The organism is Mesorhizobium sp. M0243 (assembly GCF_040321775.1).
Lineage (GTDB): Bacteria > Pseudomonadota > Alphaproteobacteria > Rhizobiales > Rhizobiaceae > Mesorhizobium.
In genome coordinates, this window is the sequence record NZ_JAMYSF010000007.1 from 1 (window position 1) to 22,565 (window position 22,565).

The window sequence follows — 22,565 nt, forward strand, 5'->3', positions numbered from 1 at the left end:
GCACCCACTATCTTTACCCCGCATGACACGGAACCGACCCTCAGAAAGCCCTTCCAGACCGCGCGTGGCGCCACCATGCCGTTTCTCCTAGACGTGCCGATGTTCCGCACAACGCCAGGTACACGGTTCTGTTCCGCAGGGGGGAGCCCCCGTCGCCAGCGTTAGTCATTCCTCTCGGTAATCGAGCAGCTTCGCATGGCGTAGCCTTTCCTCGCCCTTGAGGAACCTGACGCGGCCGACGAGACCAGGCTTCAGCCATTCGGCCTTTTCCTTCTTTAGACCGATCGGAACTGGTCCCCCGACCTTCCCTTGCACACGATCCCATAGCCGCCGACGCTTGTCGGCTTTAAAGGCAACGAAAGCGCCGCCGGCATATTGGCCCTTGTCGGCCATGAGCACCATTGCGGGCTTTCCGGCCTCGCGCTGCACGCCAATGATGTCCATTTCCTTTTCGGCATAGCACTTGATCTTGCGCCAGTTCATCGTCGACCCGCTGCGGTAGATGCTGTCTTTGCGCTTCGAGACCATGCCCTCGAGCCCCGCCTTGTCGACCAGGTGATAAACCGCGTCGCCGGTGCCGGGCATGGCTTTGCTGACCTGAATGCGGCCGACGGCTGGAATCAGTGCCTGCAGGATTTCGCGGCGGTCTTCCACCGGCATGTTGCGCAAATCATGCCCGTTCAGGTGCAGGAGATCGAACGCCACCAAATACAGGTCGCGCGATGGCTTACGGCGGGTGACGGCTGATTGCAGGGCGTGGAAGTCGGACAGGCCGGCCTCGTTGACCGTGATTGTCTCGCCATCGATGATGAAACTTTCCGCCTCGATCGCCTCCGCTTCTCCGGCAAGTTCGATATAGCGGCCGGTCCAATCGTATCCGTTCTTGGTGAACAGCCGGATCCCGTTTTCATCCTTAATAATCTGGGTCCGATACCCGTCGAATTTGATCTCATGAAGCCATTCGTCGCCCTGCGGCGGCCTGTCGACCAGCTCGGGCTCCATGGGCTTGATGAACTTCAGAGGCATGCGCTGACTCGCATAGTGCGATTCAATTAGCGCGCGCTAAAATGGTTCCGGAACATTTTAGACGATTTGAATGTTTGATAGCTATGACGAAACTATCCGACCTTGGCCCGCCGATTCCAGGCAAGCAGCACGACGGCGAGCCTGCCGACGAACGGGAGAATTTTATGATTTGCCCGGTATGCGGCCAGCGGCTCGACATGCGTGACTTCCGCCAGGTCGCTTGGCACGATCAGCCCGAACATAGGCCGCTGGAGTTGGAAGTTTATGTCACCAGCCGGAACGCGTAGCGGTTCCGAACGTGGTCGTTGAAATAGCGCCCCTTGGCAAAGGCTGCCTTGAACGCGGTGAAGGTCTCAACCGGTACGTCCAAAAACTCATAGTGCTTCCCGCTGGCTACAAACCAGACTGAGAGAACCCTGTTGTTCGGGTCATAGTCGAACTTGCGCGCGCTGGGCATGGAAACAATGCCCGGCCGGCGGTGAGTCGGCCGCTAGGCATCATCAGCCGTCAACAGGTAGCGCAAAGCTATTCCTGCCAGCCGCGGCGGAATGCTCGCAAATTAGTTCTTGCGCCGAGGCCCAATGGTATCTCAGCAACTGCTCCTGGGGAGGCAAGCTGGACCGCGATGGCGACGGCGTGGCATGCGAGACGCTTTGCTGAGTCGGGCGGCCGAGGGTGCGCTGCTGTTTCTGGCTCGTAAGAGGGACGACACTAGGTTCCTCCCCCCGCATCTGGTTGATCTTCTCGACGATCTAGCTGCCGCACGGCAGAAGGCCGTGAAGCTTTCGAGGGAAGAGGCCTTCGCTTCACGGTGGCGGATGGCCAAGATCGTCGGAGTATACAAGGTCGACGGGACGCCGGTTTCAGTGTCGGAGCGGCCGCTTGGCGAAGCCATTCGGCTGATCGCCGAGGGGACCGTCGGGCATAGAACCGGTAGGGCCCAAGTTTTCACCGAAGAGGGCGAGGGCCTGTTGAACTACATGGATTGCGTCGCGGTGTTGAAACAGTACGGCCAGCGGCTCTGACGCTGTCAACTTTTCAGTGTGGGACGACCGCCCAAAATCCAGCCGTTTGCATTTGGTTTTGTTGGCGCACCCGACAGGATTCGAACCTGTGACCTCTGCCTTCGGAGGGCTCCACATACTATTGCCCGCCATTACCCGGACGTTCCCGCCAAATCACTCAACCATCTGATTAAGCTGTATAAATCGGCCGACCAATATCCCTCACGCGCGCGCGAGGCCTTGCCAAATCCCGTCACGGTGCTTACTGGGTGATTGCTAGGCGGGGTCGACAGGCGGGCGAATGGCCAAAATCAAAATCACCAAAACGACGGTGGAAGCCATCGCGCCTACCGACTGCGACCAAATATTCTGGGACGCCGCGTTGAAGGGGTTTGGGTTGAAAGTGACCCCGGCAGGGTCAAAGGTTTATCTCGTTCAGTATCGTACGGGCGGCGGCCGATCAGGCGTCACCAAGCGTGTGACAATTGGTAAGCACGGCTCCCCTTGGACACCGGATATGGCGCGCGCCGAGGCTAAAGCGGTTCTAGCTCGCGTCACGCAAGGGTCTGATCCTGCGAAAGCTAAGCAGTTGGATCGCCAGATGCTCACTATCTCGGAGCTTTGCGACACGTACCTTCAAAATGGGACTGGGACCAAGAAGGAGAGCACTCTCTCGACCGACAAGGGGCGCATTGAACGCCACATCAAGCCGCTCATTGGGAAGCTCAAACTCAGTAGCGTCACTCAGGCAGACATCAAGAAGTTCATCAAAAATGTGGCTGAGGGAGCCACAGCTATCGACGTTAAGACGAAGAAGCGCGGTCGCGCTATCGTTCGCGGCGGGAAAGGCACCGCAACGCGAACGGTCGGCCTGCTCGGCGGCATTCTTACATACGCCGTAGAACTTGGTCTGCTGGCCAACAACCCAGTGAAAGGCGTTAAGCGCTATCCGGATAAAAGCAACGAACGCTTCCTGAGCACCGCCGAGCTTGGCAAGCTTGGTGCGGAACTCCGCCGCGCCGAACGGCACGGGGTCAATCCAAAGGCTATTGCCATTATCAGACTCCTCGTGTTCACCGGCGCGCGGCGTGGCGAGATCGAGCGTTTGCGGTGGCCAGAGGTCGATCTGGTGGGCAGCAGGTTGCGGCTGGATGATTCCAAAACCGGCCAGAAAATCATCCCGCTGAACCATTCTGCCTTAGCGATTCTGACAGCGCTCAGAGAAGCCACGTCAGGCAAGGGGTTTGTGTTCGCTGCGGCTAAGGGTGACGGCCACTATGTCGGCGCCCCTCGGATATGGTCATCGCTGCGGAAACGTATTGCCCTCTCCGGGGTGCGGCTACACGATCTGAGGCACTCCTTCGCAAGCATAGGCGTGACAAGTGGTACCCCGCTTATAATCATAGGAGCGCTTCTTGGCCACAGCGACCACGCCACGACCCTGCGGTATGCTCATCTGGCGGCTGATCCCGTGAGCGCGGCAGCCGAAGACATAGGTGCTTTGCTTGAAAAGGCATTGAGTCCGGCCGTAGGTGCTGATTGCGAGCCGACACCAAATCTGTCGCCGGGCTCGTAACATGCAGCCTCCAGACGGGGGCCTTTCGCCTCGCCCATCTTTCAGAGGCAAGCCCAGATAGAAATGCGAGGTCGCGCTTGAGACGGCTTTCGCGGCCGTCGCCGCTTCGTCTATCTCCCAAGGCTGGTCGCCGGAGGCGACGGCCATGACGTTGCTTGCTCTAGCAACCGAGCATTTGGCCCAACTCCCTACCAACTGATTGTTTGCAAATTCTCGAACTGCAGAGCTTCGCCCCGCTATTTGACCAAAGGACCCTACACGCACCTTAGAGCGGTAAGGGGCGATTAGAACGGAATTGTCGCTTTACTTTGTAGAATGAGGGTGCTGAATCCGGTCGCGGCTGCGACTCGGGGGGATTTTAGTTGGTCAGTGCTGGAACTCATACATCGGTACTTGTCGAAGAAATTGAACTTGACCGATCCAACCCGAGGATTCGAAAGTTCCTCGAAATGTACCCTCAGGATCCCACGCCGGAGCAAATATTTCTGGCACTTGGCGCTGGCAATGACGAAGATATGGGGAGTTCTACCAGCACAACTTTCGAGAAGCTTAAGCAGTCAATTATCTCCAATGGCGGCATCATCCAACCTATTATCCTCAATAAGAGGAAGGATGGCTCATTGGTCTGCGTCGAGGGCAACACCCGCGTCGCCTTGTATAAGCATTTCACAAGAACGAATGTGAAAGGGAACTGGACGCACATTCCATCTCTCGTCCACGACGAGATTGACGAGGCTTCGGTGCACGCGATCCGTCTGCAGGTGCACTTAGTCGGACCACGCCCTTGGGACCCGTATTCCAAGGCAAAGTATCTGTTTGAGCTCCGCACTCAGGAGCACCTGCCGTTCGCTACCATTGTCGACTATTGCGGAGGTCGGCAGACCGAGGTAGTCGAAACCATTAACGCCTATTCTGACATGGAAGAGTTTTACCGACCGGTCCTTGGCGAAGATGGTGATTTCGACACGACTCGCTTCAGCGGCTTCGTGGAGTTGCAGAAGTCGGGAATCAAACAGGCAATTACAGCCGCTGGCTTTGACCTGACCGACTTCGCCCGGTGGATTCATGAGAACAAGCTTTACCCGCTGCAAAAGGTTCGGGTGCTTCCGCGCATCCTTCGGAATGACAAGGCCCGTGAGATATTCCTCAAACACGGCGCGCGGAAGGCTGAAGCGGTGCTTGAGAAGCCAGACCTAAATCGCACGCTCCAGGAAGCCGAGATCGGGCAACTGGGGCGCGCGCTCGTGAACCGCATCGCGTCGCTTCCTTATGAAGAGCAGCAGCGGATACGAGCGGATCCTGGAGGCGATACAGCGCAGGCCCTCGTTGACGCTCAGTCCGAGCTGGTCAAGCTGCTCGAATGGCTGAGGCTTTCGTCCTGACATGCCTGAGTCTGCGACTCACGCGATCTTAGTCCAGGCAGTAATTGCTTACGTCGAGCGCGAGTTCGGTGATCTCGCCAACATCGCCGTTCGAGAGGACGCTGTGCGCCCTCTGCGGGGTGAACGACCTCCTCGGGTTGAAGGTTACGTTCCTGACGTCTACGCTATGGACGTCCCTACAACGACGACAATAATCGGCGAGGCCAAGACCAAGCGGGATCTTGAGACTGAACACTCGCGCAAGCAAATTTCCGCCTTTCTGAGCTACTTGTCGAAAACACCGCAGGGCGTGTTTGTTCTAAGTGTGCCTTGGACGGCGGGCGCGATAGCCCGGCGGCTGGTGGCTGAAATTAACCTCCCTTTCAAGGGCACCGCCACCCGGACCATTGTCCTCGACGGGACGAGCGCGAGCAAGCCGTGAGAGGACCGCAATGCTAAAGGTTCAAAAGGCGGCCAACCTTGACGCCAAGCGGTCGGCATTCCCGCATCAAGTGGAAGCCTTGGAGGCTATCAAAGATCTGCCTTTCGCAGCTGTTTTTCACGAGCAGGGGCTAGGAAAGACGAAGATTGGTCTTGATTTGGCCCTGTCATGGCTAGCCCGTGACATAGTCGACTCGGTTCTAATAATTACCAAGAAGGGATTGATAGAGAATTGGCGTACGGAGGTGGCGAGCCACAGCCACCTAGCCCCGCGAGTGCTCGGTCAAGACCGCAATCGGAATTTCTACGCTTTCAATAGCCCTGCGCGACTTTACCTTACGCACTATGAGGTGGTGTTGTCGGAGCACAAACGCCTGGAGCTATTCCTTCGCACCCGCCGAGTGGGTGTGCTCTTGGACGAGGCACACAAAATCAAGAACCCGGAGGCCGAGGTCAGTGAGGCTCTCCACTCGCTATCCGACGGATTCATTAGGCGCGTAATCATGACCGGCACCCCGGTCGCCAACCGCCCATACGATCTCTGGTCACAAGTTCGATTTCTTGACGGAGGTGAAGCGCTCGGCCACGAATTCGCTGCTTTCAAGCGCGCGCTCGACCTTACAAACGATCTTGGCCAGGACAAGGGTCGGGCATCGGCATTTGCCGACGAATTGGAGCAACTGTTCCAAAAGATAAGGCCGTTTTCGGTCCGAGAGACTAAGAAGACAGCGGATTTGAACCTGCCCGATAAAACGATCCGCAACTTGGAATGTGTGCTCGAGCCGCGTCAGGCCGAGATATATGCCCAATTTCGCGACGAGCTGGCGGCGGTAGTAGTCCGAGAAGGTCGGCCTGTCCTCGACGATGCTGAAGGTATGTTGAAACGCCTGCTCCGCCTCGTGCAGGTCGCCTCGAACCCAATGATGGTCGATCAGTCTTATCGGGCTGCTCCTGGCAAGCTACCGGCACTCGATACACTCGTTCATTCAGCCATCGATGCTGGTGAGAAGATATTGGTCTGGACGTCGTTCACGGAGAATGCAGACTTTCTTGGCCGCCACCTGGATGAGTTTGGGGTTGGTGTGGTGCATGGCGGCCTCAGCATGGCAAAGCGCGAGGACGCGCTGCACGCCTTTAAGACCGATCCAGAATGCCGAGTACTCATCGCGACACCCGGCGCCGCAAAAGAGGGTCTGACGCTGACGGTGGCAAACCATGCTGTCTTCTTCGACCGCACTTTCAGCCTAGACGATTATTTGCAGGCGCAGGATCGCATCCACCGAATCTCACAGGAGAAGCCCTGCTTTGTGACGAACCTTGTTGCTACCGACACTGTAGACACCTGGGTAGACGCTCTCCTTGCAGCTAAGCACCTAGCTGCCCAACTCGGCCAAGGCGATATTAGCCGTGGGGACTACGACGCCCGCGCCGATTACGCATTCGGGGAAATGGTGCGTGACGTGCTTCGGCTAAGTGGAGGAGACGAACAATGACTGCCAAGACAGCCCAAGCCAAAGCTAAAGAAACGCTGCTAATCCGTGGAATTGAGGTTCCGGTCCAAAGCACGACCCTGCCGCAGATTGAGCTGCGCTTTTTCGTAGATAACCCTAGAGTTTATTCGATTCTAAGAGCCGATGGCGAGGAGCCGAGTCAGGCCACCATCGAACGCAAGTTGCTCGAGATGGACCACGTCAAGGCGCTTATCCAAGATATCAAACGAAACGGCGGTTTAACCGATCCGGTTATAGTCCGTGCCGGAAAACTAGAGGTTCTAGAAGGTAACAGTCGGCTCGCGGCTTACCGCGCGCTAGCCAAGATTGACCCCATTAAGTGGGGTCAGATGAAATGCCGATTGCTGCCAGAGGGTATTGACGAAGGGCTGGTCTTCGCTCTTCTCGGTCAGTACCACATCAAGGGCAAGAAGGACTGGGCGCCCTTCGAGCAGGCAGGCTTCCTCTTCCGACGTTTCAAGGTCCATGACGTTGACGTGGCCCAGCTCGCGCAGGAAATCGGCCTGTCGAAGCGCAAAGTGGAGCATCTCATAGACACCTACCAGTTCATGCACGACCACGGAGAGGCCGACACCGCACGCTGGAGTTACTATGACGAGTATTTGAAGTCGTCCCAGATTCGGAAGGCTCGCCTGAGCCAACCCGGGTTCGACGACCTTGTAGTCAATAAGATAAAATCGGGTGAGATCCCGCGTGCTGTCGACGTCCGCGACAGGCTGCCTGTCATCTGCTCCGCGCCAAAGGCGCTACAGAAGTTTGCCACCAAGACTTATGACTTCGAGGAGTCGCACGAACAGGCTGTCGAAGCAGGCGCTGATAGCGCGCCCTATAAGAGGTTAGCGAAATTTCGCCTGTGGCTAGTCAAACCCGACGTGGAAGCCGCCCTTGGCAATGCTCAGGGTGAGACGCGCAAGAAAATTCAGTTCGAGCTCGACAAGCTCGCGGGCCGGATCGATGTCGTGCGGGGTAAGCTAAAGTCCAAGGGATGATGGTTTTCAGCGCCGTCGAGGCGCTGATTTGGATCCCTTCCGGCCGCGCAGCCATTCATGTACCCTGAGAATGATTTTGAGTTGGAGGCGCTGACGTCACGTGAAATCCTTTCTGATCAGCCCTGTTCGCGGCGTGGCAGAAGATCGATGGAGCTCGGTCGTGGAGGGGCTAACGGCTGACGGATTCGCCGTCTACTGGCCGCAGCGAGACACCGACCAGACAGATCCAATTGGTTTCGCTATTTGTGCGCAGAATGCAGAAGCTATCGCTGCTGCCGATGTAGTGCACGTCATATGGGATGGTTTAAGTCAGGGAGCCCTATTCGACCTTGGTGTCGCGTTTGCTCTCGGGAAGAAGGTCGTAGCTTTGGATTTGCCGCCTGGGACGAGCGGAAAATCTTTCCAGAATATGGTTCATTACTGGGAGGAGAATGGACCTGCAGCGTTAGGAGCAGACCCGAATCCAGAGCGGAAGATCGTAAAGCTCCGTCAAAAGGAACATGACGGACACAGCCGCCGCCAGAAAAAGATAGCCGACCACTAGCGGAAGGCTGACGCTTAATCCGAGAATGCGCGGCGGCGCGTAGTCAACCAGTTTCTGCAGTGGTTTCCAGTACAACTGCTGTCCCTTAGCGCCCTGTGGCTTTACGGGGAAAAACACATTCCACATCGGCAAAAAGTCGAAAGCGTTACGCGCCACCGCGAGAGCGAAAAATACCATCATGAAAAAGAGAGCCCCGCTCTGATGTGGCATCAGCGGGCAGCTACGGACTGTGGTGTAGCTGCCGGAGGCCAAAAAAAAGCTCGACGCCATGATGAACAAATAAATGCTGTTCATCATGAACCAATAGCGCTGAACGCCATGGCCGACAGCGACAAACTCTGGGCTGATGTTGTGGTCGCCGAATATAGTATGCCGCAGTTGCCCAATAATGAGCATGGCGAGGCCGAACAGGATCAAGATCTCATGTGCAACGAAGAACCAGAAGAAGCCCGCGACGTCTGTGACTCCTTGCTCTAGCGCTTTGCCCATCAGTGCAAAAGGTCCCATCGTCAGCACGATGACAAGATAGTCAAAAAGGAATCCTAAACGATGGGGAACAACGTTCGCATTTTGGGCATACCGCAGGTCAAGGCCGCGTGACGCTTGATGGAAAAAAATAGCTGCCGTGGTTCCCAGAATGATTAGTGCGGCGCCATTGAACGCAACGACTTCCCAATCGACGACCTTTGGGCCAGCAGTGATGACGAATGTCGTTACCTTGTGCAGGATCGATGCGGCCGCGACCGAGAATACAATCGAAAACAACATCGCGAACAAACGATTGAGGTTGTCGATTGTGCGTTCCTGCTGGCGAATTTGAAGTTTGTCTTCGTCTGACGTTGCGCCCACAGTCACCATCGATACAGTCGTAGCGGTTATTGACATGTTGCCCCACACCCGGTTTTGCGAGACCCTTAGCAGCTTTCCACCGAGCCTGGACATGTGATTTTTCTCGATGCGCTGGATTTCGCGTTGATGCGGTCGGATTGATTTTCAAGGCGCATTTACCGCAACTCCGCGCGGAGAGAGCTGCGACGCAGCCCTCCGCGCGGCTTGACTTGCAGCGCTCCAGGATGCCCGATGGCGTTTTTGTCGGGACGGCTAAACAATGCGCCTTGACCTGCATGTTTAGGCTGCACAAAGTGCAGTGTGAGGCTGCACTTTTGAGAACCGATTCGCGCATGTCCCCTCCCATAGTGATCGACTGCCTTAAAGGCCGCTCCTCGCATCGGCAGGTTCTGCTGGGGTTCGCGCCTGCGGACCTGCTTTGCAAACTAAGCTTCCCCGACATCCTTGATGAGGACGCCGGTCGCGGCTATCAGCGCCCTTTCAATGAGCGACACAGTCAGGACTTCCGACGCTACATCAAGGAGCCAAACAGCTCGACGATACCTTTAACGCTGAACTTGCGACCGTCCGCTAAAGGCGATTGGCGCGTCGTCCAATTGCCGGATGGCAGAGTGCAATTGGAAATTTCGACCACTGCAGGGAAGATCATGGCCCAGGTCGATTGCCAGCATCGACTGGGCCATTTGAGCGACCTTCCGGTCCCTCTGCCGTTCATGTGCTTCATCGGCCTCTCAGAGCGAGAGGAAATGGAAGTATTCAGCATCATCAACAGCAAGGCCAAGGGTCTGAGCACGAGCCTCCTCGACTATCACGAGGCGCAGCTCGCCGAGTCTCTGGCGGATGACCGACCCGAGCTGTTCATTGCGCTGCAGCTCAACAACATCGAGGAGTCTCCTTGGCTCCGCCGCCTGAATCTCGGTGGCAAGACGACATCTGGTCTGAAGCGGATTGCTTCGCTGCGAATGATGCAGCAGGCAGTGAATGACTTCCTGAAGGCCAGCAAGATCCTGTCAAGTCACTCGGTTGACGACGCCGCCAGGAATGTTCTCGACTTCTGGAGCGCTGTAGTCGTGGTCATGCCCAAGGAATGGGCGGATCCGCGACGTCACATGCTGACCAAAGGTATAGGGGTCTATGCGCTGATGCGTATAGCCGCCGACATCTTCATCGAGTGCAGGGACATGGGCCGGGCCTGCGACAAACGTGCCTTCACGACGGCGTTGGCTGACTTCGCGGGCTCTGTCGATTGGTCAACCTCTGGCCCGCTCAAGGGCTTTGGCGGTCAGGGCGGGGTTAAAGCCGCCATCGAATACATTCGCGATGCACGCAAGCGCACACGCTACAAGGTGGTCAATGGCTGATAAGAATATTCTTCTGATCGAACCGGGGTACAAGAACAAATATCCACCGCTCGGCCTGATGAAAATCGCGCAATATCACGGGCCGCGCGGCAAAAAGGATCGCGTACGGTTTATCAAGGGGCAGGACCGCTCGGTCCTTTCTCAGGGGTGGGATCGCATTTACGTCACCACGCTGTTCTCATTTGAATACCCCAAGATCGCAGAGACCATCGACTTCGCCCTTGAGGTCGCCAACGGACAGGCAGACAAAGTGTTTGTGGGCGGCATCGCTGCCTCGCTGATGCACGGGCGGTTCCAACAAGAACGTCGCTGGCAGGGGGTCCGGTTTATCAAGGGCCTGCTCGCAAGCCCGCCCGCAGTAGCACTCCAACTCGACGAGTTTTCTGAAGAGCTTTATAGCGACGACATTCTTGGGCAGCCAATTGAAGATCTGGTGCCAGACTACGGCATTCTCGATCAGATCGACTACAAGTACCCTGTTCGAGACGCCTACTTTGCCTACACCTCCCGGGGCTGTATCCGAAAATGCCACTTCTGTGGCGTGCCGAAACTTGAAGGTGCTCAGCGGGACACCGAGTCGCTGACCGCGCTCGTTCGCGCCATCGATGACCTTTATGGACCGAAGAAAGACCTCACTTTGATGGACAACAACGTGGTGGCTTCACCGCGTTTCAAGGACATCATCGCCGAGATCCGGGATCTCGGTTTCACCCCAGGCGCTAAGCTGCATCGGCCAGGTCGCGTGCCCGTCCAGCGTCGGGTCGACTTCAACCAAGGCGTGGACGCTCGGATCCTATGCAAAGATCCAATGTACCTTCGGGAGTTGGCAACGATCTGCCTCAAGCCGCTTCGGATCGCTTTCGATCATCTCGGCGTGAAGAAACCGTACGAACAGGCAGTTCGATATGCCGCCGAGTATGGCCTGACTGAGTTGTCGAATTACATGCTCTATAACTTCCACGACGGACCTGCAGATCTGTTCGAGCGCATGCGTTTGAATGTGGCGCTGAATGAAGAACTGAATGTACGCATCTGGTCGTTCCCCATGCGCTACCAGCCGACCGACCGGCCCGATCGCGGGCACGTTGGTGAGAAGTGGTCGCGCTATCAGCTTCGTTCAATGCAGATCATCTTGCAGGCGACGCACGGCATCGTTAGCGGTGCGCCGACTTTCTTCAGGCGCGCGTTTGGCGACACGTATGAGGACTACCAGCGTATCCTGCTGCTCCCGCACGACTTCATTTTTAATCGAGATTGGTTCGAGAGGGTCGATCCTGAGGAACGGCTTGCCTCCTACCGGGCGGAGTTCGACAAGCTTGACGGCTATGAGCGTGCTGAACTCATAGAACTACTGTCATCCTGCGATCCTCGAGAGATCCCCGGTTTGTCGGAGAGGGCGACCACGTCGGCGCTGAAGCGAGTACTCCGCTTCTACATTCCCTTGCCAAAGGAGGAGCTATCCGAGATTTGGGGGAGGCAAAGGGAACTGCCTCGGGGCGAGATTGCGACCGAAATCGACATGGCCGAGGACGAGCGGGTCGAGGATGCTGGGCTCGACCATGAGGATGAGCCGAATCCACCAGGCCGCAAGAACAAGCCTCGTGAAAGGATCGCGGCATGAACTCGATAGGGACCGCTAAGCTTGCTCGCGCGCCATCCGATCCTCGCGAACGGTCGACTGAAAGGCATGAGCTACCCGAAGTCGTAATCGGGAAAGATGTGCTCGAGTTGGTGTCGAGCGGTATGTATGTCGACCCGATGACGATATATCGCGAATACATCCAGAATGCCGCCGACGCGGTCGACGCTGCGCGCAACTCGGGCGTTCTTGCTGAAGACGAACCCGGACGGGTTAACATCTCCGTCGACTCAGAATCGCGCACCGTGAAGATTCGCGACAACGGGTGCGGCATTCCTTTCCCACAATTCGCGCAAAAGCTTACGGCGCTTGGCGGAAGTGCAAAACGCGGAACGGTTGCGCGGGGCTTTCGTGGTGTGGGTCGGCTGGCCGGTCTTGGATACGCTCAGGAGCTGATCTTCCGTGCCCGGGTTGCGGGAGAAACTAAGGTTTCGCAGCTCCGCTGGGATTGCCGTCTTCTGAAGTCGGCGCTGCGTGAAGCAGGGAACGACCGAGGAGTGGCAGAACTCATCCGTAGCGCGACGACGCTGGAGCGCGTGGAGATCGACAATGCTCCCGACCGCTTTTTCGAAGTGGAAATGCGCGGTATCGTGCGGCTGCAGAATGACCGACTGATGAGCTTTTCGTCTATATCTGAATATCTCAGCCAAGTCGCGCCGGTCCCGTTCTCGCCGACATTCGCCCTGGGTGCCGAGTTAACTGAGTTGCTCTCTCGTCACGTCGATTTGGGGTCGCTCGACATACGGATTAACGATGCTGAAGAGCCCGTCATGAGGCCGCATCGCGACAACTTCAGTCTCGGTGATAAACAAGCGGTCAACTTCGAAGGCATGAGCGTCGTTGAGGTTCCGGGGATCGACGGTAACGTCGCGGCTGTGGCGTGGATTCTGCACCACGAGTATGAGGGCGCCCTGTCGACTGGGACCTTGGTCCGTGGCCTCCGGCTTCGCACAGGTAACGTTCAGGTAGGCGACAATGCCTTGTTAGAGGACCTCTTCCCCGAGGCGCGTTTCAACGCTTGGTCCGTTGGGGAAGTGCACGTGATCGACCGGCGGATCGTTCCCAATGGGCGACGCGACCACTTTGAGCAAAACGCCCACTTCAACAACCTGGTCAATCACCTTGCGCCAACCGCGCGCGACATCGCGCGCCGGTGCCGTACAAGTTCGGTTCGTCGCAGGTGGCAACGAGAGTTTGAACTGCACGCGCAGTCAGTCGCGCAGTGTCTGGGCGTCATAACTCAGGGTAGCGTAAGTCGACCGGAAAGAGAGCGGTTGGCTTTGTCGGCAGAACAGACGTTGCTTCAAATGAGCAAAGTCGCCGGTAAGGAATTGCTTGCTGACTCTGTAGGAGAACGCATCAACAAGATCGATTCGTTACGAGCACAGCTGGGGGACGCGATGAATGACGATGTGCCGGTGTCCTCCCCTCTGATGCGACTGCCCGACGCACAGCGGCAGACCTACGAGCACTTTTTCGAGCTGGTATACGAGTGCTCAATCAACCGGGTCGCAGCAAAAGCTCTCATAGACCGCATACTATTGCGGATCGAGTGAGTTGCTGGCCACTAGACGTCAGCACGGATTGGCGTGAATTTCCGATTGCTCGCTATCAGGAAATCGCACCGTGGAGATCAACAACGTACACGGCAGTTCTTTTGCAAGCAGCACAACACCATCGAGCGCATGCTTGCCCGTCTCCAGATCGGCCGCGCCATGGTACCCGCTAGGATCAAGGCGCCGACAGCTTCTTCGACATGTTCCATCTCGCCACGGCCTGATACTGGCTCAAAATCGGTCAGGTGGCCGCACCAAAATTCGCACTTAGACATTACTGTTGTGTGCCGCACGATACTGGTTTAGCTCTTGCCGGGGGAAACGCGCCATAGACTAGCGCAGAGGTAAGGGCGTTGCTACGCTCTGGGGGGGCCGGTCTGAAAGATAACAAGAAAGTACGTGCTTTCGGAAGCATGCTTCGTCGTTCCAGCGCAAACCTGCGACGTCCCTCCGACCGCCAGCGGCAGGGCAATCGAGACGCGTCGCTAAGGCTTCCGATCGACTGCGAGGACATGGCCACTTTCATCGAGCGGGTGGACGCGGCGCTTCGCTCTCCAGCTAGTTTTGTCTACATAGATACGTCGTTCTTGATGTGGCTTACCAAGATTGGTCCCACATCTCGCGCCGAATTCTTCAAGTGGCTTGACGGTGCATGCCCGGGCCGAGTTGCCGTACCAACATGGTCACTTCACGAACTTTACCGTCATCACGTTGAGAACAGGCTCGTTGCCGATGTCGACGAGCAAATCAAAAAACTGAACAAGTTGATTGGAGAAAGCTTCTCAACGGTATGGACGCTATTCGACGAACCGCTGAGCGGCGCATCGAGTCCGGCCCAACAACGCGAACAGGCCCGCGACGCATATCGCGAAGTGAGAACGGTAACGGACAGGGCGGCGGCTTGGAAGGGTGGCTACGAACGCAACGCCCGTGAGGTGATCGAATTTGCGAACGAGCGGGCGTTAAAGGGTGGCGAAATCTTTGACCGATTCTCATCTATTGAGACGCTTGCCGATGCGCGCTTTACGGGGCGAATTCCACCTGGCTTTCAGGACAAGCGTAAAAGAGAAATTGATACCGAGAATGACAGCGGCGACGATGTACTAGTCGGAAGTAACCGCTGGGGCGATCTTGTCTTCTGGCAGGAGATTTTGGAGCATGCCCGCGTGCATCGGGTTCGAATTGTGGCGGTTCTAACAAAGGATCTGAAGAACGATTGGCGAATGGCTGGAAAACTGCCAGTCCGTGGCGATCTTGAAGGTAGTGCCGTTGGGGCCCAGCCTCCCCACCCTATGCTGAGCTTCGAAGCGGCCCGAACCGGACATGCCAATGAAGTTGTGCTGTTGGATCAAGTTCGCGTGGCTGAATTGATGAAGCGAACGACTGACAACGTTGCAGGGTTTGTCTCCGCGGCACAGCCGCCTTCACTACCCCCTCCTAAGACGGAAACGGAATTGAGAAACGAAGCACGAGAGCGCCAGCAGCACGAGGAAAGAAGGATTGCGGAACACGCGGCCCGCGCGAGTAGTTTTCGGTTCTTAGATCCTAGAGGTCTGAAGGCGAGTGATGCAGTAATCCAGCGGGCTCTGTACGACACACGTGACGACTCCACCCGAATCTCGGGACTCACCGAATTTGAGACGGCATTTCAAAACGCCCCGAACTCGCGAGATGCGATCGACTTGATCACAAGTGACGTAGTTTGCAAGCTTGGGGGAGCGGGGCTGGTTGCATTCGGTAGACGGCTGCTTGCTTCAGTGGCCGACGATGCGCAGAGGGCCGCAGGCGTGACCGATTTAGCGTCGGCGATCCATACCTTTCCAGAAGAGACAGCATCTTTCCTCTATATGGGGCTGCTCGCAGGGACGTATCTCGACGGCAGAAATAGTCTCTTAACGGCAGCAAATGGTCTCGTCGCACAAAAACTGTTCTTGATGCTCGATAGACAATTTGCCCGCAGGCCGATTGAGCAAATTTACAAAAAATCAATTGTGGCCGAGCGACAGCCCCTTTACCTGCCCTCAGACCCCTTGCCTATTTTCGCAGAGTTTAAGATCGATACGGAGCTAGATCGCAACAGAGCGCTTCGGGCCATCTGGATCAACGACCACAATCTTCTCATAGATGTGCAGTCGGACCGTGAGCTCCAGCTTGCAACGCGGTTCGGGAGGATTCAAGTCACACCTGAACTATTGCTAGACCACATCGCCGAGCTTTACGTCCTGCCGCGTCGTCAGCTCGGGTCCTCCGGTACCGCAATTGATGGATACAGCTTCGATGAGCACATGGGATTGCGCGCACCGACTGAGGTATGGCGTCAACGTCCCAAGGAGAAAAACTGATGACAGGTTTCCGCGACGTCCAGGTTGATCCCTACTTCGGTGGATTTGTCCTCGAGACACTCACCATTGGTATGTATGAGGAAACTCGGAATGCAATTCGAGAATACGTTCAAAATGGGTTCGACTCTATTCAACGCGCGGTTACCAAGCTTCACCAGCTTGACCCGAACGAGGGACTAATCAGGATCATTTTTGACGTTGACGGTGACGGGGTTCGAATCCGCGACAACGGCGCGGGTCTTTCCGCGCAGATAGCGGTAAGGACGCTGACGTCGATTGGCGCCTCGGCGAAAGACTTCTCAACCGACGCCGGTTTCCGTGGCATCGGACGCTTAGCCGGTGTTGCGTTCTGCGATACATTGACCTTCACCACAAAGGCCATCAGCGAACCTATTCTGACTGAGGTAATTTTCGACGCGAAAAAGATGCGCGAAATGATGTCGCCTCAACATGGAAGTAAATATTCTGCGCTGCAACTCCTCAAGGATTGTGTTGTGGGGCGGCAAAGCGACATATCCCCTGATGAGCCGCCTTTCTTCGAAGTAAGCATGCGCTCGTTCGTTGAGCCACCAACCGAGCTGACTTCGCCCGAGCAGATGGAGTTATTTATCGCGCAGATATCTCCGGTCGGTTATAGGGAAGATTTCGCGTTCGCCAGCGCTATTCAAAAATACGCACAAACCGCGCCAGTGCCAATCGACACAGTTAAAATCGTAATCGAAGAAGCAAACGAAGAGCCAAAGCCAATCCTTAAACCATACGGCGCGAAGTATGAAATTCAGGATGCGGAGGCAAAGGTCACGTTGTCCGATATCAAATTTTACGCTTCCCCAACTGCTCAATGGTGGGCATGGGTCGGAAAGAAGGACGTGCCAGGTTCCTATACCGAAGAGGAGGTGCGAGGAATTCGCGTAAGAACCAAGAATATACAGATCGATGGAACTGCTCTTGTACGCGATATATTTCAGCGTCAAAATAAGTCGAATGGTCGTTACCAGGATTGGTTCATTGGCGAGATATTCGTCGACCCCAAGCGCGTTGTGCCTAATGCTCGGCGCGATGGTTTTGAGGACAATAAGGCTTGGAGGGCTATTAGAAACGAAATCGGAGGCACTGTTTGTAAGGACGCCGGTACCTGGGCCCAAGAAGTTTCCAATCAGGGGCAGCTCACTCTTGAGAAACTAACCCAAAAGACAGAGCGAATAGCCGACGAATTTGAAACCCTTCGTCGCAGCGAATTCAAAGACGGGGATCGAACGATCGGTGTATCTGCCGCGATGACAAAACTTCAGACGGAGGTTGGTCGAGCGGCGCGTAACGCGAACGCGGCCACGCTTAGTTCACTTCAAGCGCTAGGGTCAAAACTCCTTGACATGAAGGCCGAGGCGATGGGCAAGCTCGCCCCTGCGACACCGAAAATCGACTCCGATCGAATCGAGAACGAGGCCCGGGACGTTCTCCTGGGAGAGCTGATGGCCCAGTTCGAGCAGCATCTGGAACTTCCCTGCCTTTCTAGCGTAAGGACCGTAGTGAAAAGGGAGTTTGGTTGGCCGCGCTCATGACCAGATAGGGGGCCCACAGCGTGTATAAGCGCACCTCAGGGTATGCCCTGAGGTGACGTAACACCACTCTCGCCGGTCGATGTAACATCGGAGTTGACACCGACTATTTGTGACAAGGTAGGCTCGGGGCCTAAGCCCTGAGGTGACACATCATGAGCCGGATAGGCTACGCCCGCGTTAGCACGATCGACCAAGATCTCGATACACAAATTGCGAAGCTAAAGGCCGAAGGCTGCGGCATAGTTCGCTCCGAGAAAGTGTCCGGTGGAAGTCGCGACGGGCGCACGGAATTAGCAACTGTTTTGGATTTCTTGCGACCAGGTGATGAGGTGGTGGTAACAAGGCTGGACCGGCTCGGCCGCGATACGCGCGACGTCCTCAACTTGATTTACGAGTGTGAGCAGAGAGAAGCATTTGTCACCATCCTTGACCCACACGTTTCGACAAGGGGTGAGATGGGTCACATTGTGCTGACAGTTCTCGGCATGGTCGCTCAAATGGAGCGCCGGTTTATCCGGGAACGGCAGCGTGATGGCATCGAACAGGCGAAGCGCAGTGGTGTCTATAAGGGCGGCCAGCAGCGGCTAGACCGCCAACGTGTCGTTCAACTGCACAATGATGGGCTCAAACCCACAGAAATCGCGAAGGCTATCGGCTGTTCTCGAATGCAGGTCTACCGCATCTTGGATAGCAACTCTAAGCTCCAACGTGATCCCACCTAGCACTGACCTGGTTACGTTATGTCGTGAAAGGACCGCTTGGCTACACCAGCAGCGGTGCGTATGGGGGACGTCAACGAACAAAAATGGAGCCGCTGTGAAACACTATCCTTTCTTACGCATCGCTTTGCGCGAGTGCTGTTATGGTTGCAAACCTTGACTCTACGGCCACTTCCGAACCATTCTCCAACACTCTAGGACGCTTTGATCACAAGGAGGATATTATGGGGATGATGAGAATACACGCTGCTATGGCAGTCAGAGCTTACCTCAAAGCAGCAGGATTGCCCGATTTTGATCAACAGACATGGTCGCAAACGCGAAGGGCACTCCTTGGCAAGGCTGCTGATGATGAAAACAATTTTCTGAGTCTGGGAGTTGAGTCAACGACTGCAGCTCAGCAATTGGAAAAGCACCTTGCTGGAAAGCCCGACGATTTGTCGTGACAGAGGCAATTCCTCGTGGAGCCTATAGGTGACATAGACTTCGCAAGACAACTCGAACGCGAGCAACGTATCGAAGTTGCGCGCCTCGTCGTCGCCCAGTGGGACATTCATGCAACAGATGAATGCGCTGCTGTTGTTGGATCATCTGCTCGTGGCTGGTTTGACGACACGTCGGATGTTGATGTCGCCATCGTTTCGCCTTTTCCGAACAGGGCCGAACTTGAAGACAGGTACTCCCGCTCACAAGTGTCAGTTACATACGTAGCTCGCTCAAAGATTGAAGCGTTGTGCTCGTCTAGGTATACGGACCTGGAGGGTCTTCGCCTTTTATCCAATATGTCCGCTGGGATAACCGTTGCGGGCAATGACTACATCGTTGCTGCGGCCGCACAAGCAAATACACGTGCTGCGTTGAAGCCAGAGATCTGCGACTTCTACCTTCGTATAGCGCAGAGTCGTTCCACTTGTTTACTTGATATAAAGGGGACGGAGCGACTCAGTTGGCTGAATGAAGGCCTGCAAGCCGCCCTACTATTACTCTGCGCACTCTCTCCCTTGCGACTCCTTAAGCTCAAGTGGACTATGAGAACAATCGAGAGTTTTGCGCCGGAAGCGGCTCGCGCTTGCGAGCTGTTGTTTGCCGCGCTCAATTGCAGTACTGCGTATCGTAAGCAGAAGGCTGCCCTAGTCGATCAGGCGTTTCAAGACGACAGCCGAGCAATCCGACACATTTGTAGGCAGCTTGCTGCAGTGGGGCGGGCTAAGTCACTGCCGTTGACAACCACTGATCACCTGCAACTCTGCCTCGTTTCGGAGCTCTGCCGAACGAGCGGGCATTTTGACCAGCTGGCGGCGGACATCGATTGGCCAGCCATAGATAAACTTCTGGCTGAGATCACGCGAATGGCGGTCCGTCGGGTAGAAGTCGCAATGAATGATGACAATCCAGAGCTCTTGGCGCGATGAGAATTCAGTGGCGACATCCTGGTCGCTTACGGCAAGGTATTGTACGGGAAACTCCGGCCGTATGGTGTCCTAATATCGCTTTCGCGGGTTGTAATTCTAGCTATAGGACGCTGACGACCTAAATTGATTCTCCTCTTCAGACCATAGAGGCAATACGAGCTTCGACTGACCCGCTCTCGTAGAAATACTCGGATGCACTGAACTTCATCACTCGTGCGTGTTTGAAGCGGCGTTGTGCATCCTCTAAAAGACATTCATAGGCTTCGGCCATACGCTGAAGTGCGTCCAAATGCGCCCACTGACCCACGAGACTTCGGCCCTCTGCCATAGCTCTTTCGTAGGATTGGCGAGGGTCTTCGGACAGATAAACAAAGGTGAAACGAATCCGCGGAATGCGCATCATCTCATAAAGCGCAGTGAAATCGCCCCAAGGCCTGGTAGACATCGATAATAAATATGCGAATGTCGAGAGATAGGAGCGATCGAAGAAGACGACTCTATCGCTCAATCGTTGCGCCATATCAATCTTTCTCTGGTCATTCAGAATGTAATATCGGCTGTCTTCGCTTTTGTATGGTGAAGCACCTGGAAGTATCTCCGGTAGCAGAGGAGCTTTACTTGCGCATGCCAAGCGCGCTATTAACGTCGACTTACCGACGCACATTAATCCGTCTACTGCGACAATGGATTTGCTTAGGACCACCATCGAGAGCTTTCACGAAAGCCGAGGGCTGCTTTGGCCACAAAACGATCATCGATGGTATTCCGCGTCGGCCTTTTGTCTACCCAAGCTAATGCTGCCACACAATGGGAGGCTACGTATATCGCCAACAGTTCAATGGGCACCTCAAGTCCAACTATGTCCCGCCATGCGCTGACGAATCTATTGGCATCGGGCGAGACGATGCCATCAAAATCGGTCCAGACTATCTTCGCCAGATCATAACGCGCATCGCCGACCAAGGCAGCTCCAAAGTCAAAAATCACTATTCTGCGGTCGGCGGCACCAACGATTACGTTACGCAAGGTAAAGTCGCAGTGGATAATAGTGCTGAGCCCGCCGTCAATTGCTCCGAATTTTTCGCGAAGTGCACCAAGAGCGAAATCCCCTCCCAACAGATTCTTGCTCTCGCGGCTCAGGCGCGACGTCCACTTCTGGATCTGGCCGGAAAGCTGGGCTCTCCAGTCGGTCCAGTCGCCCCGCGCCCCTTTTATCTCCTTTAAGAATGCCAGATCTTGCACTGAAACAGTGGCCCCTTCGCAGTGCAATGTACCGAGCGCTTGTGCGGCTGACTCAACAAGCCTGGGATACGAGCTCGTGCGGTTGCGGTGAGCCGCCGTTCCAGTTTCGCCATCTATCCACTGGGTCGCCAATGTCAAATTGCCGTTGTACGGCCCGTGCCAAAGATACTGTGGAACTGGCGCTTTTGTTTGGCTTAAGCGCCACGCAAGCTCGGCTTCTCGATCGAAGCCACGGATGTCGTCAAACTGTTTTATAGCGGCAAGTTTATCGTTCACATAGCCACGATAAACTCTGGTGTTGCCGGTTACAGATATGACATCTCCGATCTCAATCGTCATGCTGACGAACTCACTAGTTGTTTGGCGACTTCTGCCGTACGGGCCAGTAGCTCGTTTGCATCACCTCGCAGAGTGAAGGCAGAGAGACACGCTAGCGATCCGGTAACTGCTTCAATCCTTTCAAAGACCTCTTCATCGCTCTCGGTGCGTTGGTCAAGCCAACCGCGAAGGTAGTCTGGGTCGCTAGGCTCGGTTATGGCTCGACGAATCGAGAGTGCGGCGTCCCGATTGGATAAGGGCGTCATTTCTAGTGGAGCACCATCTGCGGTGAGCTGTGCCAGTATCACCCAACCTATGTCCGCTTCGAATGTAGAGTTTGAGTCGGTCAGGACTTCCAATTCTCTCGGCGTCACTTCGTATTTTTCTCGCTCTCCCCACTCAGGGGTTGTGGTTCGGCGCAGAAGTGATTCGGCGGGCGCGCGACGAAACTGCCAATCACTAAATGCAGAGGATTCCGCTTGGACAAGCCCACGGCCGAGCCGGATACTGAGCGGCCAGGTCATAACTCGAGCGTTCTGTTGTGTTCCGTTTACTACACACCGGTCGTTAGCGATGTAAGAAAAACCTGCATATCGGGACAGCGCCCAAGTCGTCGTGGTCTTTCCTGCGCCGGAGTCGCCTAAGATAACGGCGGCCCGACCGTCCCGACAAACGGCAGCAGCATGCAAGAACAGCCCTCCATCCTTCTGGGCCTGGCGGAGGAGGATCTCGCGAATGATCCTCACGGGTACCCGGTACGATTCCAGTGTTGGTTCGGCGGCAACGACCAGAAAACGATCGGCGCTGCGTATTATTACGTGCGCAGGTTTGCTTGGTTGCGCGAGCGCGAACAATTGCATATCGCCGTACTCTGTCTTCGCGTATACGACATCGTGCTTCGCACTCAGGTAGCCGCCACACTGCGTCAGTGGCAGCACCTCTTCATAAAGCTGATGGTCAACAAGGAAACCTACAAAGATTTCCCGTCTGTTGCCGAAGGTAGCAGGCCGGAGGTATTCACGTGCTTCGTCAATTGCTCCGTTTTCGTTACTGCAAATACACGCGGAGCATGACGGGTTCGCCCAACGATACCCCCATTCCCATTCCGAAGCT

Annotated in this window: 23 protein-coding genes; 17 read left to right on the forward strand and 6 right to left on the reverse strand. The window is 55.7% G+C overall.

What is annotated here, in order from left to right; genetic code table 11:
- Positions 1-165 precede the first annotated feature (165 nt).
- From NKJ11_RS11115 to NKJ11_RS11125, 3 genes are all read right to left on the reverse strand, one after another.
- Complete coding sequence (locus tag NKJ11_RS11115; protein ID WP_352793306.1) at positions 166-1,026, reverse strand: ATP-dependent DNA ligase; 861 nt, start codon at positions 1,024-1,026, stop codon at positions 166-168.
- Between the two features lie 92 nt (positions 1,027-1,118).
- Positions 1,119-1,268, reverse strand: coding sequence for a hypothetical protein (locus tag NKJ11_RS11120; protein ID WP_164893101.1), 150 nt, complete (start codon positions 1,266-1,268; stop codon positions 1,119-1,121).
- A gap of 20 nt (positions 1,269-1,288) precedes the next feature.
- On the reverse strand, positions 1,289-1,483 hold the full coding sequence (locus NKJ11_RS11125; protein ID WP_352793309.1) for a KTSC domain-containing protein: 195 nt from the start codon (positions 1,481-1,483) through the stop codon (positions 1,289-1,291).
- Between the two features lie 101 nt (positions 1,484-1,584).
- Here NKJ11_RS11125 and NKJ11_RS11130 point away from each other — a divergent pair, with 101 nt between their 5' ends.
- The 8 genes from NKJ11_RS11130 (at position 1,585) to NKJ11_RS11165 (ending at position 8,452) form a co-directional block, all read left to right on the forward strand.
- Positions 1,585-1,686 carry an excalibur calcium-binding domain-containing protein gene (locus NKJ11_RS11130; RefSeq protein ID WP_352793435.1) on the forward strand — a complete coding sequence of 34 codons (102 nt, stop codon included), beginning with the start codon at positions 1,585-1,587 and terminating at the stop codon, positions 1,684-1,686.
- Complete coding sequence (locus NKJ11_RS11135; protein WP_352793310.1) at positions 1,668-2,051, forward strand: hypothetical protein; 384 nt, start codon at positions 1,668-1,670, stop codon at positions 2,049-2,051. Before NKJ11_RS11130 ends, NKJ11_RS11135 begins: the two co-directional genes overlap by 19 nt.
- A 280-nt stretch (positions 2,052-2,331) precedes the next feature.
- Positions 2,332-3,606, forward strand: a complete 1,275-nt coding sequence (locus tag NKJ11_RS11140; protein ID WP_352793311.1) for a tyrosine-type recombinase/integrase — start codon at positions 2,332-2,334, stop codon at positions 3,604-3,606.
- A 362-nt stretch (positions 3,607-3,968) separates the two neighbouring features.
- The gene (locus NKJ11_RS11145) at positions 3,969-4,988 is read left to right on the forward strand and encodes a hypothetical protein (RefSeq protein ID WP_352793312.1); all 1,020 of its coding nucleotides are present in this window, start codon (positions 3,969-3,971) and stop codon (positions 4,986-4,988) included.
- A gap of 1 nt (position 4,989) precedes the next feature.
- Positions 4,990-5,409 carry a hypothetical protein gene (locus NKJ11_RS11150; protein WP_352793313.1) on the forward strand — a complete coding sequence of 140 codons (420 nt, stop codon included), beginning with the start codon at positions 4,990-4,992 and terminating at the stop codon, positions 5,407-5,409.
- Between the two features lie 10 nt (positions 5,410-5,419).
- On the forward strand, positions 5,420-6,901 hold the full coding sequence (locus NKJ11_RS11155; protein WP_352793314.1) for a DEAD/DEAH box helicase: 1,482 nt from the start codon (positions 5,420-5,422) through the stop codon (positions 6,899-6,901).
- Positions 6,898-7,908 (forward strand): ParB/RepB/Spo0J family partition protein, encoded by a 1,011-nt coding sequence (locus NKJ11_RS11160; RefSeq protein WP_352793315.1) that lies wholly within the window; start codon positions 6,898-6,900, stop codon positions 7,906-7,908. The genes NKJ11_RS11155 and NKJ11_RS11160 overlap by 4 nt, the downstream gene beginning before the upstream one ends.
- 133 nt (positions 7,909-8,041) lie before the next feature.
- Positions 8,042-8,452: a nucleoside 2-deoxyribosyltransferase gene (locus tag NKJ11_RS11165; RefSeq protein WP_352793436.1), complete on the forward strand. Its 411-nt coding sequence runs from the start codon at positions 8,042-8,044 to the stop codon at positions 8,450-8,452.
- Here the strand turns inward: NKJ11_RS11165 and NKJ11_RS11170 are convergent.
- Positions 8,354-9,394 (reverse strand): hypothetical protein, encoded by a 1,041-nt coding sequence (locus NKJ11_RS11170; RefSeq protein WP_352793316.1) that lies wholly within the window; start codon positions 9,392-9,394, stop codon positions 8,354-8,356. The genes NKJ11_RS11165 and NKJ11_RS11170 overlap by 99 nt on opposite strands.
- A gap of 44 nt (positions 9,395-9,438) precedes the next feature.
- On the opposite strand from NKJ11_RS11170, the gene NKJ11_RS11175 reads away from it, so the two are divergent.
- From NKJ11_RS11175 to NKJ11_RS11210, 8 genes are all read left to right on the forward strand, one after another.
- The gene (locus NKJ11_RS11175; protein ID WP_352793318.1) at positions 9,439-10,662 is read left to right on the forward strand and encodes a DGQHR domain-containing protein; all 1,224 of its coding nucleotides are present in this window, start codon (positions 9,439-9,441) and stop codon (positions 10,660-10,662) included.
- Positions 10,655-12,283: a radical SAM protein gene (locus NKJ11_RS11180; protein ID WP_352793320.1), complete on the forward strand. Its 1,629-nt coding sequence runs from the start codon at positions 10,655-10,657 to the stop codon at positions 12,281-12,283. The genes NKJ11_RS11175 and NKJ11_RS11180 overlap by 8 nt, the downstream gene beginning before the upstream one ends.
- Positions 12,280-13,857, forward strand: a complete 1,578-nt coding sequence (locus NKJ11_RS11185; RefSeq protein WP_352793321.1) for a molecular chaperone Hsp90 — start codon at positions 12,280-12,282, stop codon at positions 13,855-13,857. The genes NKJ11_RS11180 and NKJ11_RS11185 overlap by 4 nt, the downstream gene beginning before the upstream one ends.
- A 512-nt stretch (positions 13,858-14,369) precedes the next feature.
- Positions 14,370-16,199 (forward strand): PIN-like domain-containing protein, encoded by a 1,830-nt coding sequence (locus NKJ11_RS11190; protein WP_352793322.1) that lies wholly within the window; start codon positions 14,370-14,372, stop codon positions 16,197-16,199.
- A complete protein-coding gene (locus NKJ11_RS11195; RefSeq protein ID WP_352793323.1) occupies positions 16,199-17,761 on the forward strand; it encodes an ATP-binding protein in 1,563 nt (520 codons plus the stop codon). Before NKJ11_RS11190 ends, NKJ11_RS11195 begins: the two co-directional genes overlap by 1 nt.
- Positions 17,762-17,913: 152 nt before the next feature.
- Complete coding sequence (locus NKJ11_RS11200; protein ID WP_352793324.1) at positions 17,914-18,483, forward strand: recombinase family protein; 570 nt, start codon at positions 17,914-17,916, stop codon at positions 18,481-18,483.
- 140 nt (positions 18,484-18,623) lie between these two features.
- On the forward strand, positions 18,624-18,926 hold the full coding sequence (locus NKJ11_RS11205) for a hypothetical protein (RefSeq protein ID WP_352793325.1): 303 nt from the start codon (positions 18,624-18,626) through the stop codon (positions 18,924-18,926).
- Between the two features lie 15 nt (positions 18,927-18,941).
- Positions 18,942-19,892 carry a nucleotidyltransferase domain-containing protein gene (locus tag NKJ11_RS11210; RefSeq protein WP_352793326.1) on the forward strand — a complete coding sequence of 317 codons (951 nt, stop codon included), beginning with the start codon at positions 18,942-18,944 and terminating at the stop codon, positions 19,890-19,892.
- A 136-nt stretch (positions 19,893-20,028) separates the two neighbouring features.
- Here NKJ11_RS11210 and NKJ11_RS11215 read toward each other — a convergent pair whose 3' ends face one another.
- Together NKJ11_RS11215 and NKJ11_RS11220 are read right to left on the reverse strand one after the other, a co-directional pair.
- On the reverse strand, positions 20,029-20,400 hold the full coding sequence (locus NKJ11_RS11215) for a hypothetical protein (protein ID WP_352793327.1): 372 nt from the start codon (positions 20,398-20,400) through the stop codon (positions 20,029-20,031).
- Between the two features lie 185 nt (positions 20,401-20,585).
- On the reverse strand, positions 20,586-21,473 hold the full coding sequence (locus tag NKJ11_RS11220; RefSeq protein WP_352793328.1) for a phosphotransferase family protein: 888 nt from the start codon (positions 21,471-21,473) through the stop codon (positions 20,586-20,588).
- Positions 21,474-22,135: 662 nt separating this feature from the next.
- On the opposite strand from NKJ11_RS11220, the gene NKJ11_RS11225 reads away from it, so the two are divergent.
- On the forward strand, positions 22,136-22,525 hold the full coding sequence (locus NKJ11_RS11225; RefSeq protein ID WP_352793329.1) for a hypothetical protein: 390 nt from the start codon (positions 22,136-22,138) through the stop codon (positions 22,523-22,525).
- The last annotated feature ends 40 nt before the right edge of the window (positions 22,526-22,565 follow it).